The sequence below is a fragment of the Leifsonia sp. NPDC058230 genome (assembly GCF_042882245.1).
GTDB lineage: Bacteria > Actinomycetota > Actinomycetes > Actinomycetales > Microbacteriaceae > Leifsonia.
In genome coordinates, this window is sequence record NZ_JBHVWM010000003.1 from 589,584 (window position 1) to 606,448 (window position 16,865).

Annotated in this window: 19 protein-coding genes; 14 read left to right on the forward strand and 5 right to left on the reverse strand. The window is 67.7% G+C overall.

Going from position 1 to position 16,865, the window contains the following annotated elements:
* Positions 1-19 precede the first annotated feature (19 nt).
* Positions 20-622, forward strand: a complete 603-nt coding sequence (locus ACFVV0_RS12700; protein WP_387063350.1) for a histidine phosphatase family protein — start codon at positions 20-22, stop codon at positions 620-622.
* Between the two features lie 47 nt (positions 623-669).
* Here ACFVV0_RS12700 and ACFVV0_RS12705 read toward each other — a convergent pair whose 3' ends face one another.
* Positions 670-1,164, reverse strand: a complete 495-nt coding sequence (locus ACFVV0_RS12705) for a GNAT family N-acetyltransferase (protein WP_387063353.1) — start codon at positions 1,162-1,164, stop codon at positions 670-672.
* An 84-nt stretch (positions 1,165-1,248) separates the two neighbouring features.
* Between ACFVV0_RS12705 and dapB the strand changes: the two genes are divergently transcribed.
* Both dapB and ACFVV0_RS12715 read left to right on the forward strand, forming a co-directional pair.
* Complete coding sequence (gene dapB / locus ACFVV0_RS12710) at positions 1,249-2,031, forward strand: 4-hydroxy-tetrahydrodipicolinate reductase (RefSeq protein WP_387063356.1); 783 nt, start codon at positions 1,249-1,251, stop codon at positions 2,029-2,031.
* On the forward strand, positions 2,028-2,483 hold the full coding sequence (locus tag ACFVV0_RS12715) for a hypothetical protein (RefSeq protein WP_387063359.1): 456 nt from the start codon (positions 2,028-2,030) through the stop codon (positions 2,481-2,483). The genes dapB and ACFVV0_RS12715 overlap by 4 nt, the downstream gene beginning before the upstream one ends.
* Before the next feature lie 9 nt (positions 2,484-2,492).
* On the opposite strand, the gene ACFVV0_RS12720 is transcribed toward ACFVV0_RS12715, so the two are convergent.
* The 4 genes from ACFVV0_RS12720 to ACFVV0_RS12735 form a co-directional block, all read right to left on the reverse strand.
* The gene (locus tag ACFVV0_RS12720; protein WP_387063362.1) at positions 2,493-3,386 is read right to left on the reverse strand and encodes a TIGR01777 family oxidoreductase; all 894 of its coding nucleotides are present in this window, start codon (positions 3,384-3,386) and stop codon (positions 2,493-2,495) included.
* 3 nt (positions 3,387-3,389) lie between these two features.
* Positions 3,390-3,815, reverse strand: a complete 426-nt coding sequence (locus ACFVV0_RS12725) for an OsmC family peroxiredoxin (RefSeq protein ID WP_387063364.1) — start codon at positions 3,813-3,815, stop codon at positions 3,390-3,392.
* A gap of 118 nt (positions 3,816-3,933) precedes the next feature.
* On the reverse strand, positions 3,934-4,410 hold the full coding sequence (locus ACFVV0_RS12730; protein ID WP_387063366.1) for a DUF4395 domain-containing protein: 477 nt from the start codon (positions 4,408-4,410) through the stop codon (positions 3,934-3,936).
* Positions 4,394-4,837 (reverse strand): TlpA family protein disulfide reductase, encoded by a 444-nt coding sequence (locus tag ACFVV0_RS12735; RefSeq protein ID WP_387063368.1) that lies wholly within the window; start codon positions 4,835-4,837, stop codon positions 4,394-4,396. The genes ACFVV0_RS12730 and ACFVV0_RS12735 overlap by 17 nt, the downstream gene beginning before the upstream one ends.
* 97 nt (positions 4,838-4,934) lie before the next feature.
* Here ACFVV0_RS12735 and dapA point away from each other — a divergent pair, with 97 nt between their 5' ends.
* From dapA to miaB, 11 genes are all read left to right on the forward strand, one after another.
* Positions 4,935-5,912, forward strand: a complete 978-nt coding sequence (dapA, locus tag ACFVV0_RS12740; protein ID WP_387063371.1) for a 4-hydroxy-tetrahydrodipicolinate synthase — start codon at positions 4,935-4,937, stop codon at positions 5,910-5,912.
* A 65-nt stretch (positions 5,913-5,977) separates the two neighbouring features.
* Entirely contained in the window at positions 5,978-7,654 is a 1,677-nt protein-coding gene (locus tag ACFVV0_RS12745) for a ribonuclease J (protein ID WP_387063374.1), read from the forward strand.
* A 53-nt stretch (positions 7,655-7,707) separates the two neighbouring features.
* The gene (locus tag ACFVV0_RS12750; protein WP_387063377.1) at positions 7,708-8,199 is read left to right on the forward strand and encodes a GNAT family N-acetyltransferase; all 492 of its coding nucleotides are present in this window, start codon (positions 7,708-7,710) and stop codon (positions 8,197-8,199) included.
* Positions 8,200-8,264: 65 nt separating this feature from the next.
* Positions 8,265-11,117, forward strand: a complete 2,853-nt coding sequence (locus tag ACFVV0_RS12755) for a DNA translocase FtsK 4TM domain-containing protein (RefSeq protein ID WP_387063380.1) — start codon at positions 8,265-8,267, stop codon at positions 11,115-11,117.
* A 5-nt stretch (positions 11,118-11,122) separates the two neighbouring features.
* Positions 11,123-11,749 (forward strand): CDP-diacylglycerol--glycerol-3-phosphate 3-phosphatidyltransferase, encoded by a 627-nt coding sequence (gene pgsA / locus ACFVV0_RS12760; RefSeq protein ID WP_387063382.1) that lies wholly within the window; start codon positions 11,123-11,125, stop codon positions 11,747-11,749.
* On the forward strand, positions 11,736-12,248 hold the full coding sequence (locus ACFVV0_RS12765) for a CinA family protein (RefSeq protein ID WP_387063385.1): 513 nt from the start codon (positions 11,736-11,738) through the stop codon (positions 12,246-12,248). Before pgsA ends, ACFVV0_RS12765 begins: the two co-directional genes overlap by 14 nt.
* Positions 12,249-12,402: 154 nt before the next feature.
* Entirely contained in the window at positions 12,403-12,714 is a 312-nt protein-coding gene (locus ACFVV0_RS12770; protein WP_387063387.1) for a helix-turn-helix domain-containing protein, read from the forward strand.
* A 111-nt stretch (positions 12,715-12,825) separates the two neighbouring features.
* Positions 12,826-13,050, forward strand: coding sequence for a DUF3046 domain-containing protein (locus ACFVV0_RS12775; RefSeq protein ID WP_387063390.1), 225 nt, complete (start codon positions 12,826-12,828; stop codon positions 13,048-13,050).
* Between the two features lie 183 nt (positions 13,051-13,233).
* Positions 13,234-14,307, forward strand: coding sequence for a recombinase RecA (recA, locus tag ACFVV0_RS12780; protein WP_387063393.1), 1,074 nt, complete (start codon positions 13,234-13,236; stop codon positions 14,305-14,307).
* Positions 14,308-14,422: 115 nt separating this feature from the next.
* Positions 14,423-15,157, forward strand: coding sequence for a regulatory protein RecX (locus tag ACFVV0_RS12785; RefSeq protein ID WP_387063396.1), 735 nt, complete (start codon positions 14,423-14,425; stop codon positions 15,155-15,157).
* A gap of 102 nt (positions 15,158-15,259) precedes the next feature.
* The gene (gene miaB, locus ACFVV0_RS12790; RefSeq protein ID WP_387063398.1) at positions 15,260-16,864 is read left to right on the forward strand and encodes a tRNA (N6-isopentenyl adenosine(37)-C2)-methylthiotransferase MiaB; all 1,605 of its coding nucleotides are present in this window, start codon (positions 15,260-15,262) and stop codon (positions 16,862-16,864) included.
* Position 16,865 lies beyond the last annotated feature (1 nt).

The following is a 16,865-nucleotide window of genomic DNA, read 5'->3' on the forward strand; positions in this document are numbered from 1 at the left end:
TCACCGAAAGGCTCCCACGGTGCCCCACTATCTCTACCTCGTGCGACACGGCGAGCAGCAGGACGCCGAGCATGGTCTCCCCGACGGCCCGCTCTCACCCCGCGGCAAGCGCCAGGCGCAGCTGATCGCCGAACGTCTGAGCGGCATCCCGTTCACCGGCATGTACCACTCGCCGCTCAACCGGGCCGCCGAGACCGCGGCGATCATGGCCGAGCGGATGCCCGCGCTCACCCCTGAGCCCTCGAGCCTGCTCTTCGATTGCATTCCCTCCGGCCCCACCCCCGACATGCCCAAGGCATTCGAGTCGTTCTTCGGTGCCGTCACCCCTGCCGAGATCGAGGCGGGGCGGGCGCAGATGGGGGATGCGGTCGGCGAGTTCCTCACTCCGGCCCTCGGCGACCGCCACGACCTCCTGATCACCCACAACTTCGTGATCGGCTGGTTCGTGCGTCACGTCTTCGACGCTCCCGAGTGGCGGTGGCTGGGACTCAATCAGGCCAACTGCGGTCTCACGATCATCCGCGTGCGCTCGGCCAAGCCGCCCGTGCTCGTCGTTCACAACGACCTCGGGCATCTGCCGGTCGAGCTCCGCACCGGCCTCCCGGAGCTGCAGCCGGTCTAGCACCCGCGGCCAGCGAGCCAGCGAGTTGCCGCCCGACGGGCTCGGCGCTACAGCGTCTTGCGGAACCAGTCGGTCGCGTTCGGATTGTCGTTGTACGGCTGGATGTCCTCGTAGCCGTGGCTGCGGTAGAGGCCGCCCGCCGCCTCCAGGCTGGCGTTCGTGTCGAGCACGACCTCGGTGGCCCCGAAACCGCGTGCGCGGTGCTCCAGCTCGTTGAGGATCGTGCGGCCGAGACCGAGTCCGCGACTCGACGGCTTCACCCACAGATGCTTGATCTCGTAGCGCACCACCGGGATCTCCGGCTCGATGTCCGACAACGGGACCGCGAGTTCGCGCACTCCGCCGCAGCCCGCCTCCGCGCCGTCTTCGTCGTACGCGAGCAAAAAGACACCCGCAGGCGGAACGAACTGCGACGGATCGGGGAAATTCGTGCGGTACGCGCCCTGGCTCTGGGGAAAACTGGCTGCGCGCTCGGCGAAGTACTCCGACAGCATGCGGTGGGCTGACGCATCCGTGACTGCGACATCGGCAAAAGACACCATCTGTCCAGCGTACTTCGGCCCATCGGCCGTGAGAGGGATGTGCGACACGGGATTCGTGCAGCGAGCGGCCGGTAGATTGGTGGGGTGACTATTCGCGTTGCCGTCGCTGGTGCGACCGGAAAGCTGGGGTCCGTCGCTGTGCGGCTCATCGAACAGGCCGACAGCCTCGAGCTCGTCGCCCGCCTCGATTCGCGCTCGCCGCTCGAAGAGATGCTCGGCGCCGACGTGCTCGTCGACATGACGGTCCCCGCTGTCAGCCCCGACATCGTGGCGTTCGCCGTCGATCACGGGATGAAGGTGCTGGTCGGCACCTCCGGCTGGTCGGCTGATCGCATCCTGGATCTCGAGCGCCGCGTGGCCGCCCACGAGGGCAGCGGCGCCGTCGTCATCCCCAACTTCTCGCTGGGCTCAGCGCTCGGCACGGCGTTCGCCACGGTCGCGGCCCGCTTCTTCGACTCCATCGAGATCATCGAGGCGCACGGCGAAGGCAAGGTGGACTCCCCGTCCGGCACCGCGGTTCGCACCGCCGAGCTCATCGGCGCCGCGCGCGCCGATCGCGGCCCCGTCGACGCGCCGCACACCGATCAGCGCGCCCGCGGTCAGCAGGTGGCGAGCGTGCCGATCCACAGCATGCGGATGCGCGGCATCCTCGCCCAGCAGCAGGTCGTCTTCGGCGGGTCGGGGGAGACGCTCACCATCCGGCACGACACAGCGGGTTCCGAGGCCTACGAGGCGGGCATCCTGCTCGCTCTGCGCGCGGCGGCCACGGCGACCGGGGTGACCGTCGGACTGGACAAACTCGTCGACCTGGGGATCGCGGAGCCGAACGGCGAGCCACCCCGTCCGACTGTCCGCGAGAACGCGTGAGAAATCGCATCGCCGCCATCGTGATGGCGGTCATCCTCGCCGTCTACCTCGTGCTCGTGTTCGAGCGCGCGGTGATGCTGATCGCGACCGGCGTCGCTGTCGCGATCATCATGGGCGTGGCACTCCTCGTCCTTCCGCTGGTCGCCGCGTGGGCGATCGGCCGGGAACTGCTCTTCGGGGTTCGAACCGAGAAGCTCGTGAAGATCCTCGACGCCGAGGGCGGTCTGCCCGTCGAGGACCTCCCGCACCGGGCGAGCGGCAGGCCGTTGCGAGACGCGGCCGACGAGGACTTTCCCACGTACAAGGCCGAGGTCGAAGGTGCGCCGACGAGCTGGCGGGCCTGGTTCCGGCTCGGCCTGGCTTACGACGCCTCCGGCGACCGCCGTCGTGCCCGCTCGGCGCTTCGCGAGTCCATCCGGCTGTACCGTGCCGAGCAGCATGCCAAGGTGTGAGCCTGTTCGCTAGGCGCTGGCGACCAGCCGCTCCATCGCATCCTGAACTGTGCGGTCGGTGAAGACGAAGCCGTCGTCGAGCAGTTTCTGCGGCACGACCTTCTGGCTCGAGAGCAGCAATTCGTGCCCGGCATCGCGCAGGGCGAGCTCGATGACCTTCTCCGGCAACGGGATCCCGTACGGTCGGTGCACGGCTTTCGCCAGCGCGCGCAGCACGACATCCGCGGTCGCCGGAGTCGGGCCCGCCAGGTTGACCGGGCCGGACAGTCGTGAGGATGTCAGCAGGTGCACGATCGCGGCTGCTTCATCGCGCAGGCTGATCCACGGCCAATGCTGTCCGCCTCCCGCGATCGGCCCGAGGAGGCCGAGCCTCGCCATCGGCAGGAGCGGCTTCATCGCTCCACCGCGCCCGACCACGACACCGCTGCGCACGGTGGCGACGCGGGTCTTCTCCGGCGCGAGGTGCGCGGCGGTCTCCCACGACTCGACGAGGTCGGACAGGAACCCGACGCCCTTGATCGAGGACTCGGTGAGCTTCTGACCGGGCCGGTCACCGTAGAAGCCGACCGCCGACCCGCTCACGAACACGGACGGTGGATGGGCGGCCATCCTCATCGCATCCGTCAGCGTGTGCGTGGCGTCGAGTCGTGACGCGAGGAGCTGTCGTCGGTACGACGACGTCCACGGCAGTCGGCTGAGCGTTGCGCCGGAGAGGTTGACCACCGCATCCGCCCTGTCCATCAGGGTGAAGTCGATCATGCGGGCGGTGGGCGCCCAGTGGTGCTCATCGGGAGCCGCCGGCTGCCGGCGCACGAGCTTCAGCACCTCGTGACCGGCCGTCTCGAGCTGTGCCGTCAGCTCGGTGCCGATCATGCCCGAGGCGCCGCCGATGAGCACCCGCATGGCTCAGGCCAGGCGTGCTTCGATGGTGATCGGGATGCCCACGAGAGCCCGCGACACCGGGCAGTTCGTCTTCGCCTCGTCGGCGATCCGCTGGAAGTCCTCGTCGGACAGGCCGGGAACGGTGGCGTGCACCAGGAGGTGGCTGCCGACGATGCCCTGAGCGGGATCGAACGTGACCGCTGCGGTCGTCTGCACGCTCTCCGGCGGCGTGCCGAATCCGGCGAGAGCGCCCGAGAGCGCCATCGAGAAGCAGGCGGCGTGGGCGGCGCCCAGCAATTCCTCCGGCGTGGTGATCGACGAGGATCCTTCGGAGCGCGCCTTCCACGAGACCGGGAATTCCGCGGCGTGCGAGGAGTCGAGACTGACCGTGCCCGACCCGGACTTGAGGTCTCCGTTCCAGATCGTTGTCGCTTCGCTGGTGACTGCCATGTGAGACCTCCAAAATCGCTTGCCACCGAAGTTTTCGGCGACAGTTCTCCACCCTACTTGCGGCATCGGCGCCGTCGTCGGGCCGCTCGGAGAATTCCCGGGAGGGGCTCAGGATCGTTCAGGCGGTTGTCGTGCCGCGGCGCCGGATGACCCGGGCGCGAACCAGGAGCAGGTAGATCTGGCAGCCGAGGCAGTAGCCGAAGACCGAGTTGAGGAACGCCGCGATGAAGGCCAGCGACGCCGCGATCGGCAGCACGAAGGGAACCCCGACGAGGTGGAGCACCAGCCCGATCCCTGTGACGAAGAGCCCGACGCCCTGGGCGAACGTCGGAGGCGCCGGATCCTCCCGCTCGGCCGGTGGCGCGAGACGGGGGCGGATGACCGTGCGGAACAGCCATCCGTAGGGATGCCGCTGGATGCCTGCGAAAGCACCCCACGCGAAGAGCAGCGCGATCGCCAGGAGCAGGAAGAAGGCGGCCGTCGTCGCGCCGACGAGCGCGAGGAACACGTCGATCAGCAGGAGCACAGCGGTGATGCCGGCCCCGAAGCGCGGGGACCGCGGATCGATACCGGCGGAATCAGACGGTGCGGGCATGGCTGCTCCCGAGGAGGTCGTCGAGCGTGGAGCGCACATCGCCGGCGCGGACGGCGCCGCCGATGCGAGCGCGGATGGTTCCCGTCCTGTCCAGGACGAGTGTGGTGGGCGTCTGCAGGATGCCGAAGCGGCCGGCCAGGTCGGGCCGTTCAGTGAGGTCCACCTCGACGTGTTCGACCCCCACGCGCTCCGCGCCGATCTCGCCGAGGATGCGGGCGGTCGCCCGGCAGGGAGCGCAGAACTCGGTCGAGAACTGGAGCAGGGTCGCACCCGTACCGAACGATGCTGCCCCGACCTCGCGCGCGACGACCTGTTCCCCCGACTTCTCCCGGCGGACGCGGCCGGTGCGGGCACGCCAGACGAGCCCGGCGGCAGTCGCGACCGCGACCAGACCGAGCAGCACTGCGAGCGCCGTGAAGCCGTTCATGATGGGCCGAGATTACGCGCGGGCCGAGCAGGCCGGGGGAGTGTGACCGAAGATTACGGAGGAGCGACGGGGGACCACGACCCGATAGCCTTGTGCTATGTCGAACTCTGCGAATCCGTTCGGTCAGGTGCTGGTCGCCCTGGTCACCCCGTTCACCGCCGATGGCGAAGTGGACTGGGCCGGAGTCGAGAAGCACATCGACGACGTCATCTCCGCGGGAGCCGACGGCATCGTCGTCACCGGCACGACGGGGGAGACCTCCACACTCACCGACCAGGAGAAGCTCCGGCTGGTCGAGGTCGGCAAAGACGTGGCCGCCGGGCGGGCCAAAATCATCACCGGCGGCGGCTCCAACGAGACCGCGCACGCCATCCAGCTCTATCAGCAGAGCGAGAAGGCCGGCGCCGACGGCGTGATGATCGTCACCCCGTACTACAACAAGCCGACGCAGGCGGGCGTCCTGACCCACTTCCGCATGATCGCCGACTCGACCGACCTGCCCGTCATCCTGTACGACATCCCGGGCCGCACCGGGGTTCCGATCAAGTACGAGACCATCCTGCGCATCGCGAAGCACCCCAACGTGCTGGCGATCAAAGATGCGAAGGGCGACTTCAGCGAGGTGAGCCGCGTGCTCAACCAGACCGACCTGCTCTACTTCTCCGGCGACGATGCCAACGTGCTGCCGCACCTCGCCATCGGCGCCAGCGGCCTCATCGGCGTTACGGCCAACATCGCTGCCCGGCCATACCGGCAGATCGTGGATGCGGTCAACGCCGGCGACCTGAAGACCGCCACCGCTGCGCACCAGCAGCTCGAGCCGCTCGTGCGTGCCGTGATGACCCACGTGCCCGGCACGGTCGCGGCCAAGTACATCCTGCACGGCCTCGGCCGCATCTCCAGTCCGCGCGTGCGCCTGCCGCTCGTGGGTCCGGAGGAGTGGGAGGCCGCGCAGATCGAAGACGAGCTCGACCTGGTCAAGAACATCCCGGGCGTCGACTTCTCCAACTTCCGTCCCGATCGCAACGCCGCCGCCGGCGGCGCCCTGCCCAAGATCGCCGGAACCACACGCTAAGGGCCGAGCCACTGCACGGTCCGCACCATCGGCGCTGAAGCGCCCGCACATTGCAAGGAGGGCACATGCCCAACCTCGTCTCCGATCCACCCGCCCTCGAACCGGGCACCCTGCGCATCATCCCCACCGGCGGTCTCGGCGAGATCGGCCGCAACATGACCGTCTTCGAGTACGAGGGCAAGCTCCTCATCGTCGACTGCGGCGTGCTGTTCCCCGAAGAGAACCAGCCGGGCGTCGACCTGATCCTTCCCGACTTCGCGCCCGTGCGCGACCGTCTCGACGACATCGTGGGCGTCGTGCTCACGCACGGTCACGAAGACCACATCGGCGCGGTGCCGTACCTGCTCAAGCTGCGCGCGGACATCCCGCTGATCGGGTCCGGCCTCACGCTCGCGCTGGTCGAGGCGAAGCTCAAGGAGCACCGCATCCAGCCGTACAGCCTCACCGTCAAAGAGGGGCAGACCGAGCAGCTCGGACCGTTCGATCTCGAGTTCGTCGCGGTCAACCACTCGATCCCGGATGCGCTGGCCGTCGCGATCACGACGCCCGCCGGTGTCGTGCTGCACACGGGCGACTTCAAGATGGACCAGCTCCCGCTCGACAACCGGCTCACCGACCTGCGTGCCTTCGCCCGCCTCGGTGAGAAGGGCGTCGACCTGTTCCTCGCCGACTCCACCAACGCCGACGTGCCGGGGTTCACCCCGCTGGAGCGTTCGATCGGCCCGGTCCTCGACAACGTCATCGCACGCGCCCCACGTCGTGTCATCGTCGCCAGCTTCTCCAGCCACGTTCATCGCGTGCAGCAGGTGCTCGACTCCGCCGCGGCGAATGGCCGCCGGGTCGCGTTGCTCGGCCGCTCGATGGTGCGCAACATGGGCATCGCCGCCGACCTCGGCTATCTCAAGGTGCCCGAGGGCGTGCTCATCGACTACAAGAAGGCCGCCGATCTTCCCGACGACCAGATCGTCTACATGTCCACCGGTTCGCAGGGCGAGCCGATGGCCGTGCTCGCGCGCATGGCGAACCTCGACCACCAGATCGAGGTCGGCCCCGGCGACACCGTGATCCTCGCCTCGAGTCTCATCCCGGGTAACGAGAACGCCGTGTACCGAGTGATCGACGGCCTCACGAAGCTGGGCGCGAACGTCGTGCACAAGGGCAATGCCAAGGTGCACGTCTCCGGCCACGCGGCCGCCGGCGAGCTGCTCTACTGCTACAACATCCTTAAGCCCAAGAACGTGATGCCGGTGCACGGCGAATACCGGCACCTGGTCGCCAACGCCCGGCTCGCGATCGACACCGGCGTTCCCGTCGAGAACACGATCCTCGCCGAAGACGGCACGGTCATCGACCTGCGCGACGGTGTCGCGCGCGTCGTCGGGCAGCTCGACCTCGGCTTCGTCTATGTGGACGGCTCGAGCGTCGGCGAGATCACGGATGCCGACCTCAAAGACCGCCGGATCCTCGGTGAAGAGGGCTTCATCTCGATCATCGTCGTGGTCGAGGCGGCCACGGGCCGCATCGTCACGGGCCCCGAGATCCACGCTCGCGGTTTCGCGGAGGACGACGCAGTGTTCGACGCCGTCAAGCCGAAGATCGCCTCGGCGCTCGCCGACGCGGCCCACAACGGCGTCCGCGACTCGCACGCGCTCTCGCAGGTGGTCCGGCGAACCGTCGGTCGCTGGGTCAACACGAGCTACCGTCGCCGGCCGATGATCGTGCCGCTCGTGATCGAGGCCTGATCGAGGCCCGATCGAAACCCGCGCGAAACACCGGGACCGGTAGCGTTCCCGGTATGAGTCTGTTCCAGATCAGGGCGGCGACGAGAGAGGATGCGCGCTTTCTCGGCGACATGCTCGTCGAGGCCGCGAACTGGAACCTCGCCACGGCCCGGGCTCGAATCGCCGTTCTGGAGGATCCGAGCATCACGCGGTACATCGCGGGCTGGCCGCGGCCCGGCGACTTCGGATCGGTGGCCGAGGATGCGCACGGCGTCGCGATCGGCGCCTGCTGGGGGCGGTTGTTCCCTGCGAACGCGCCCGGCTACGGATTCGTGGCGACCGGCGTGCCCGAGCTGACGCTCGGGGTGAACGCGCAATGGCGGGCGCGCGGGGTGGGACGCGCGCTCCTTCAGGCCGTGGCACGGCAGGCCGCGGCGGCGGGCCACTCACGGGTGAGTCTGAGCGTCGCGCGTGCGAATTTTGCGCAGCGCCTCTACGTCAGCGAGGGATACGTCACGGTCGCCTCGGGGGCGGACTCCGACACGATGGTGCGCGCCGTCCACTGAGCCGATTTTCCACATGTCAGCGCGGTAGACGTGCGATGCCGGGGGGTCGAAGTACCGTGTACTCCATGGCTACGAGCACCAAGTCGACATCGCGCGCCCGGAACTCCTCCGGTCGCGGCGGCTCGACCGCGCGCACGCCGGCAGCCCAGAAGAAGGGCCAGGCGGCGGCGCAGAAGACGGTCGCCTATCCGGCGGATACATCGCCGAACCCCCTCGCCCGCGCCTGGATGGGGCTGGCTCATCTGACCGGCGCGCTCTTCCGCGCCCTCGGTCCGGAGAAGCTGGCCAAAGAGGAGCGTCGCGACGGCTTCCCGTTCTTCCTCGTGCTCCTGGCGATCGCCGGTGCGGTCGTCGAGTGGTTCCTCATCAACGACCAGGTCGCGCGAACGCTCGACGCGTGGACCTTCGGCGGTCTCTTCGGCCGCGTCGCGTTCGCCCTGCCGGTCATCATGGTGCTGTTCGCCGCCTGGCTGTTCCGGCATCCGAGTTCCGTGCACGACAACACCCGCATCGGCATCGGGCTCTCGATCCTGCTGCTGACCGTGTCCGGTCTCTGTCACCTGTTCAGCTCGCATCCATCGCCGAGTGACGGAATGCCGAAGCTCGCCGAGGCCGGTGGTGTCCTCGGCTGGTTGCTCGCGGCGCCTCTCTCCGCGATCATCACGCCGTACGGCGCAGGCGCTGTCATCATCGTGCTGCTCGTCCTCAGCCTGTTCATCATCACCAAGACCCCGCCGAACAAGGTCGGGGCGCGCGTGCGCGAGCTCTACGCCTACCTCTTCGGTGCGCAGCTGGCGACCGAAGAGGAGCGGCAGGCGGCGAAGGAGGCGAAGACCCAGCAGGTCGAGCTCGACGGCATCGACGACGAGCCGGCCGACGAAGCCAATCTGCCCTGGTGGCGTCGTAACAAGACGCAGCGCGAAGAAGATCCCGCGTACGACTCGCCGGTCATCGTCGACGGTGTCACCGAGGTCTTCGGCGAGCTCTCGAAAGGTAAGGGCGAGTTCGCCACCGCGCTCGAACCCGACCCGGCGAGCGACCACTACAACACCGAGGTGTTGAGCGAGCTCGTGCAGGCCGAAGACGCGGTCAAGCGCTTCACCGGCGAAGTCGCCCTCGGCGGAGCACACGTGACGGGCCTGCAGGCAGACGGAGCACCCTCGGGCGCGCCCGCCGTGCTCCCCGGCTTCGCACCGGGCGTCGCCGAGTTCGACGAGTCGGCCGGCACGCCGCCGGTGGCCGACGAACCGGTCGCGCCATACCGCCTCCCGGCGCCGACCATCCTCGCTCCGGGAACGCCGGCCAAGGCTCGCTCCGGCGCCAACGAAGAGATCGTGAAGTCGATCACCGAGGTGCTCGACCAGTTCGGGGTGGACGCGAAGGTCACCGGATACTCGCGTGGCCCGACCGTCACGCAGTACGAGATCGAGCTCGGCCCGGGCGTGAAGGTCGAGCGGGTCACCGCGTTGAGCAAGAACCTGTCGTACGCGGTCGCCAGCAACGAGGTGCGCATCCTCTCGCCCATCCCCGGCAAGAGCGCGATCGGCGTGGAGATCCCGAACACCGACCGCGAGATCGTCTCGCTGGGCGATGTGCTGAGGTCGAATGCCTCCGTCAAGAGCGTGCACCCGATGACGATCGGCGTCGGAAAAGACGTCGGCGGCGGTTTCGTGGTCGCCAACCTCGCGAAGATGCCCCACCTGCTCGTCGCCGGTTCGACCGGCTCCGGAAAGTCGAGCTTCGTCAACTCGATGATCACGAGCCTTCTGATGAGGGCGAAGCCGTCGGACGTGCGCATGGTGCTGATCGACCCGAAGCGCGTCGAGCTGACCATCTACGGCGGTGTGCCCCACCTGATCACCCCCATCATCACGAACCCCAAGAAGGCGGCGGAAGCGCTGCAGTGGGTCGTGAAAGAGATGGACATGCGGTACGACGATCTGGCGAGCTTCGGCTTCCGTCACATCGACGACTTCAACAAAGCCGTGGTCAACAATGAGATCGTGCTGCCGGCGGGCAGCGAGCGCAAGCTCAAGCCGTACCCGTACCTGTTGGTCGTGGTCGACGAGCTCGCCGACCTGATGATGGTCGCGCCGCGCGACGTCGAAGACTCGATCGTGCGCATCACGCAACTCGCCCGCGCGTCGGGCATCCACTTGGTCCTCGCGACGCAGCGGCCGTCCGTCGACGTCGTCACGGGTCTCATCAAGGCCAATGTCCCGTCCCGGCTCGCCTTCGCGGTGACCAGCGTCACCGACTCCCGCGTCATCCTCGACCAGCCCGGCGCCGACAAGCTGATCGGCCAGGGCGACGGGCTCTTCCTGCCGATGGGGGCCTCCAAGGCCGTTCGCGTGCAGGGCGCCTGGGTCAACGAGGCCGAGATCCAGAAGGTCGTCGACCATGTCACGCGGCAGGCGCGCCCCGACTACCGGCAAGATGTGGCCGCGCCCGCCGAACGCAAACAGATCGACTCGGACATCGGCGACGACCTCGAACTGCTGCTCGCGGCAGCAGAACTCGTCGTCTCGACCCAGTTCGGGTCGACGTCCATGCTCCAGCGCAAGCTCCGTGTCGGCTTCGCGAAGGCGGGTCGCCTGATGGATCTGCTCGAATCGCGCGAGATCGTCGGGCCGTCCGAAGGCTCGAAGGCCAGGGATGTGCTGGTCACCGCCGAGCAGCTTCCGTCGGTGCTCGCGACACTGCGCGGTGAGGATGCGCCGGCGGGAGCGGTATCCGGCGGTCAGTCCGCGAGCGGCGCATCCGGTACCCCGAACCCCCCTGCGCCCACACCTGAAGCGAGCGATCGGTATGCCGACGATCGGTACGGGGGAGACCCTGTCGCGCGCATGACGGAGGGCTATCCTGAGGTGGAAGGCGACTCGAACGAAGACGCCTGGCAGCTGACCGACAGGGAGTAGACCGCATGTCGGTGCACGACTCGCCCCCGCCTGTCAGGGCGGGAGGCAGCACGCAACGCGGCGCGAGCAACTGGAACGTACCGAACATCATCACGGTCGTGCGCATCCTGCTGGCCCCGCTGTTCGTGTGGATGCTGCTCGCCGACGGCGGTGACGACGGGTGGCTGCGCTGGGCTGCGGCCGTGCTCTTCGTGCTCGCCATCGCGACGGACGGCGTCGACGGTGCGATCGCGCGGCGCAACAACCTCGTGACGGAGCTCGGCAAGCTGCTCGACCCGATCGCCGACAAGGTGCTCACCGGGGGCGCACTCATCGCTCTCTCGATCCTGGGCGAGCTTCCGTGGTGGGTGACGATCGTCATCCTGGTGCGTGAGGTCGGGATCACGGTCTACCGCTTCGTCGTCATCCGGCAGGGCGTGATCGCGGCCTCGCGTGGCGGCAAGCTCAAGACCGTCGTGCAGTCGGTCGCCATCAGCCTGGCCCTCTTCCCGCTCTGGACCTTGTTCGGCGAGTGGGTCTATTGGGTCAACGGCATCGTGATGACTCTCGCGGTCATCCTCACGGTGGTCACCGGTCTCGACTACCTCTGGCAGGCGTGGAAGGGGCGGAGGGCTCGTCGTGCCGTCGCCTGAGCCCACCGCCCGCATCATCGCGCACCTGGCCGGCCGCGGCCTCACGATCGCCGTGGCCGAGTCTCTGACCGGTGGCGAGCTGACGGCCGAACTCACCCGCATCCCGGGTGCCTCTGCCGCCGTGCTCGGTGGGGCCGTCGTCTACGCCACCGCTCTCAAGCACTCGCTGCTCGGCGTCGACGAGGAGCTGCTCGAGGCGCACGGTCCCGTGCATCCCGAGGTCGCCCGTCAACTCGCCGAGGGGGTGCGCCGGCGCCTCGCCGTCGATGAGCGGCCGGCCGACATCGGCCTGTCCACGACCGGAGTCGCCGGGCCGGAACCGCAGGGGGGTCGCGCAGTCGGAACGGTCTTCATCGGTCTGGCGACGCCGGACTCGACCCGGGTGGTCGAGCTCCGGCTCTCGGGATCTCGCGCTGAGATCCGGCGCCGAGTGGTCGAGCAGGCGTTGGAGGAACTGGCGTCGGACCTCGGGATCGACGCGTCGGCAGACCCGGTGTAACGTCCGGGAATACCCCCTGTTTCGGGTCTGTTACATCTCGTGCATTCACAAGAAAAGCCCAGTCGTCGTCATTATCGTTAGATCATGGATGCGTGTAGTGTTGGCATCCCGAATCGAAGGTCCACACAGCGGCAGGGTTGAAAAGGAGGCTCCAATGATTCTTGTACGTCAGGAAATCGGCGACGTGCTCAGGGACTTCCGCCTGCAGAAGGGGCGCACGCTCCGGCAGGTAGCCAGTAAGGCCAGTGTGGCCCTCGGCTACCTCAGCGAGGTGGAGCGTGGCCAGAAAGAGGCCTCGTCCGAGATCCTCGCGTCGGTCGCCGACGCGCTCGACACGCCCATCTCCGTCATCATGCGCGAGGTCGGTGATCGGCTCGCGGTGCTCGAGGGCATCGAGCCCATCATCCCCGACACGATCCCCGACGAGTTCGTGGCCGCTATGGACGCGGACCTCGTCGCTCGCTGATCGAGAACCACCAAGAGACGCCCCGGATGCTCCGGGGCGTCTCTTGTTTGCGGTAGCCGGGCGGTGCGCGTAGCGCCGCGCGGTGTCAGAAGCGATTCCTAGGATGGTCCCATGAAGTTGAGTGAGTTCCAGCGCGCGCTGATCGACGAGTTCGGCAGCCAGTACGGCTCGGCGCTGGCAACCGATCTCGTGCTCGGCGAGCTCGGCGGGCGCACGGCGTCGCAGGCGATCGAGGCCGGGCTTCCGCCACGCGAGGTGTGGTTGGCGCTCTGCCGCGAGACGGGGGTTCCGCAGGCGCACTGGTACGGCGCGGGCAAGCTTGCGCCGAAGCACTGACGCGTCGCAGGAAGACGCGACACGCCGCCCTTCGGCACTCGAAGATATGTTCGGATGTTGCTAGGCTCCTCCACAACGGCAATCGAAAACGGGTTATCCACAGAAGCCGTTTCACCCGCGTCGAGTGTCAGTGCTCCCGCGTACAGTCGATCTCGTTAGCGAAGCCGAAGAAGGAGAACCGCAATGCCATCAGCCGCCGATCGTGAGAAGGCTCTCGAGACTGCCCTTGCGCAGATCGACCGCCAGTTTGGCAAGGGCTCGGTCATGCGACTGGGCAGCGACGAGCGAGCGCCCGTCGAGGTTGTTCCGACCGGATCGATCGCGCTCGATGTCGCGCTCGGCATCGGGGGACTCCCGCGCGGTCGCATCGTCGAGATCTACGGGCCGGAGTCGTCGGGTAAGACCACGCTCACCCTGCACGCCATCGCCAACGCGCAGCGCGCCGGCGGAATCGCAGCCTTCATCGACGCAGAACACGCGCTCGACCCGGAGTATGCACGCAAGCTCGGCGTCGACATCGACGCCCTCCTCGTCTCGCAGCCCGACACGGGTGAGCAGGCGCTCGAGATCGCGGACATGCTCGTCCGAAGCGGGTCCATCGACCTCATCGTCATCGACTCCGTCGCGGCGCTCGTGCCCCGCGCCGAGATCGAGGGTGAGATGGGTGACTCGCACGTCGGTCTCCAGGCGCGCCTCATGTCGCAGGCCCTCCGCAAGCTCACCGGTGGTCTCAGCCAGACCAACACCACGATGATCTTCATCAACCAGCTGCGCGAGAAGATCGGTGTCTTCTTCGGCAGCCCCGAGACGACCGCCGGTGGCAAGGCGCTCAAGTTCTATGCCTCGGTGCGCCTCGACATCCGCCGAATCGAGACTCTGAAAGACGGCACGGAGGCGGTCGGCAACCGCACCCGGGTCAAGGTCGTCAAGAACAAGATGGCTCCCCCCTTCAAGCAGGCCGAGTTCGACATCCTCTACGGCGTCGGCATCTCTCGCGAAGGCAGCCTGATCGACTTCGGTGTCGAGCACGCCATCGTCAAGAAGTCGGGCGCGTGGTACACGTACGAGGGAGACCAGCTCGGCCAGGGCAAAGAGAATTCGCGCAACTTCCTGATCTCGAACCCCGACATCGCGACGGAGATCGAGAACAAGATCCTCATCAAGCTCGGCATCCACGCCGATCCGAATGCGGTCGCTGCCCCGGTCGACAACGTCGACTCCATCGAAGAGAAGCTTCAGGCACGTAAGGGCGCGTAGGCGCTCCCATCGAGCTCGAACTGAGAAGGAGAGCCTCGTGGTGAGTTTCCCGCCCGAAGTACCGGACACCGAGCCGGACAGCCCGCGATCGGGCAGTGCCGAGCACCTTGCCCCCGTGACGTTTCTGCGTGATGCCCGTCGCGCGGGAACGGCACGCGGGGCGAGCAAGCAGTCGGGTGTATCAGACGAGTCACCTCGGCAGGATGTTGAGCCGGGCTCCGGGATGCGCGACCATCCGTCCGTCCGCCGACCCGCACGGTCCTCGGTCGGGGAGCTGTCGCGAGCGTTCGACCTGGACGACCAGAAGTCCGGGGAACCGGCGAGCAGGAGTGCGTCTCCCGCCGAGAAGTCCGCCGGTGGTGACAGATCCAGCAAGCGGGCGTCGAACGTGTCGATTCATCAGCTCGCACGGCGTGGGATGTCGCGATGGGAACTGGAGCAGGTGCTCGCCAGACGCGAGATCGAACCGGAGACGGCGCAGGCCGAACTCGACCGGCTCGAGAGCGTCGGGCTGCTCGACGACGCTGCTCTGGCGGTCACCCTCGTCTACACCCAGCACACTCGCAAGGGTCTCGGTCGGTCTGCGATCGAGCAGGAGCTGAAACGGCGGCACATCGATCCGGTGATCATCGAGGACGCCCTCGAAGAGATCGCCGACGACGATGAGCTGGAGCGGGCGACCGAGCTCGCCATGAAGCGCGTCGGCCAGCTCGCCAGCTACGACGACGAGACGGCCAAACGCCGGCTCCACGGTTTCCTGGCCCGCAAGGGATACGACTCCTCGACGGTGCGTCAGGCGATGGACGTGGCACTCGCAACACGCGGCAAGCGTGGCGTCCGCTTCGAATAGCCGGCGCATCTGAACGGTGAGATCTGGCCCTCGAAGGCGCACTCATCGCCCGAATCGATCGGTGTCGAACTCGTCTCAGCGCGAACGTAAACTAGACGCACTATGAGCATCACCGAAGAGCGCACCGTCATTCAGCCGTCGGTGGCGGCCGTCGACGCGAGCGGGCGGGCACGCACGTACGAGGTCCGCACCTACGGCTGCCAGATGAACGTGCACGACTCGGAGCGCTTGAGCGGCTCTCTCGAGGCCGCGGGCTACGTCCCCGCCAACGGAGACGAGGCGGACATCGTCGTCATCAACACCTGTGCGGTGCGTGAGAACGCAGACAACAAGCTCTACGGCAATCTCGGCCACCTCGCGTCGGTGAAGCGGCGGCACGAGGGCATGCAGATCGCCGTCGGTGGCTGCCTGGCGCAGAAAGACAAGAACGTCATCCTCGAGAAGGCGCCGTGGGTGGATGTGGTGTTCGGCACCCACAACATGGGCTCCCTGCCGACACTGCTCGAGCGAGCGCGGCACAACGACGCTGCCGAGATCGAGATCCTCGAAGCCCTCGAGACGTTCCCGTCCACGCTCCCGACCAAGCGCGACTCCAGCTACAGCGGCTGGGTGTCCATCTCGGTCGGCTGCAACAACACGTGCACGTTCTGCATCGTCCCGTCGCTCCGAGGCAAAGAGAAGGACCGTCGTCCGGGCGAGATCCTCGGAGAGATCCAGGCGCTCGTCGACGACGGCGCCATCGAGGTCACCCTTCTCGGTCAGAATGTGAACTCCTACGGCGTCGAGTTCGGCGACCGGCAGGCGTTCGGCAAGCTGCTGCGGGCGGCCGGCGGGATCGACGGGCTCGAGCGCATCCGCTTCACCAGTCCCCACCCGGCGGCATTCACCGACGATGTGATCGACGCGATGGCCGAGACCGACTCCGTCATGCCGCAGCTGCACATGCCGTTGCAGTCGGGTTCCGACCGCATCCTGAAGGCCATGCGCCGCTCGTACCGCTCCGAGAAGTTCCTCGGCATCCTCGACCGAGTCCGCGCCAAGATGCCGGATGCAGCCATCAGCACCGACATCATCGTCGGCTTCCCGGGTGAGACCGAGGAGGACTTCGAGGACACCCTGCGCGTGGTCGAGGCCGCGCGCTTCGCCTCAGCGTTCACGTTCCAGTACTCGATCCGGCCGGGCACCCCAGCGGCGACCATGGCCGACCAGGTTCCGAAGGAGATCGTTCAGGAGCGGTATGAACGGCTGACCGCACTGCAGGAACGCATCTCGCTGGAAGAGAACCAGAAAGTCATCGGTCGCGAGGTCGAGCTGCTCGTGGCCAACGGCGAGGGCCGCAAAGACGCCGACACGCACCGGCTCAGCGGTCGCGCCCACGACAGCCGCCTCGTGCACTTCGAGGTTCCCGCCGGCTCCGAGCTCCCGCGCCCCGGCGACGTCGTCACCGTCACGGTCACTCAGGCGGCGCCGTTCCACCTGATCGCCGATTCCGCAGACGGCGCGCCCCTGCGCATCCGCCGCACCCGCGCCGGCGATGCCTGGGATCGCGCCGAAGCCGAGTCGTGCGCCGTTCCGACCGCCTCCGGTGACGCATCCGGAAAGGGGCGGGTGTCGCTCGGGCTGCCCACGCTCCGCATCGGCGAGCCGCTGACGTCACCCGGGGTCGGCACGATGCCGATCTACGACCCGACGGACGGCCAGCGCTGAC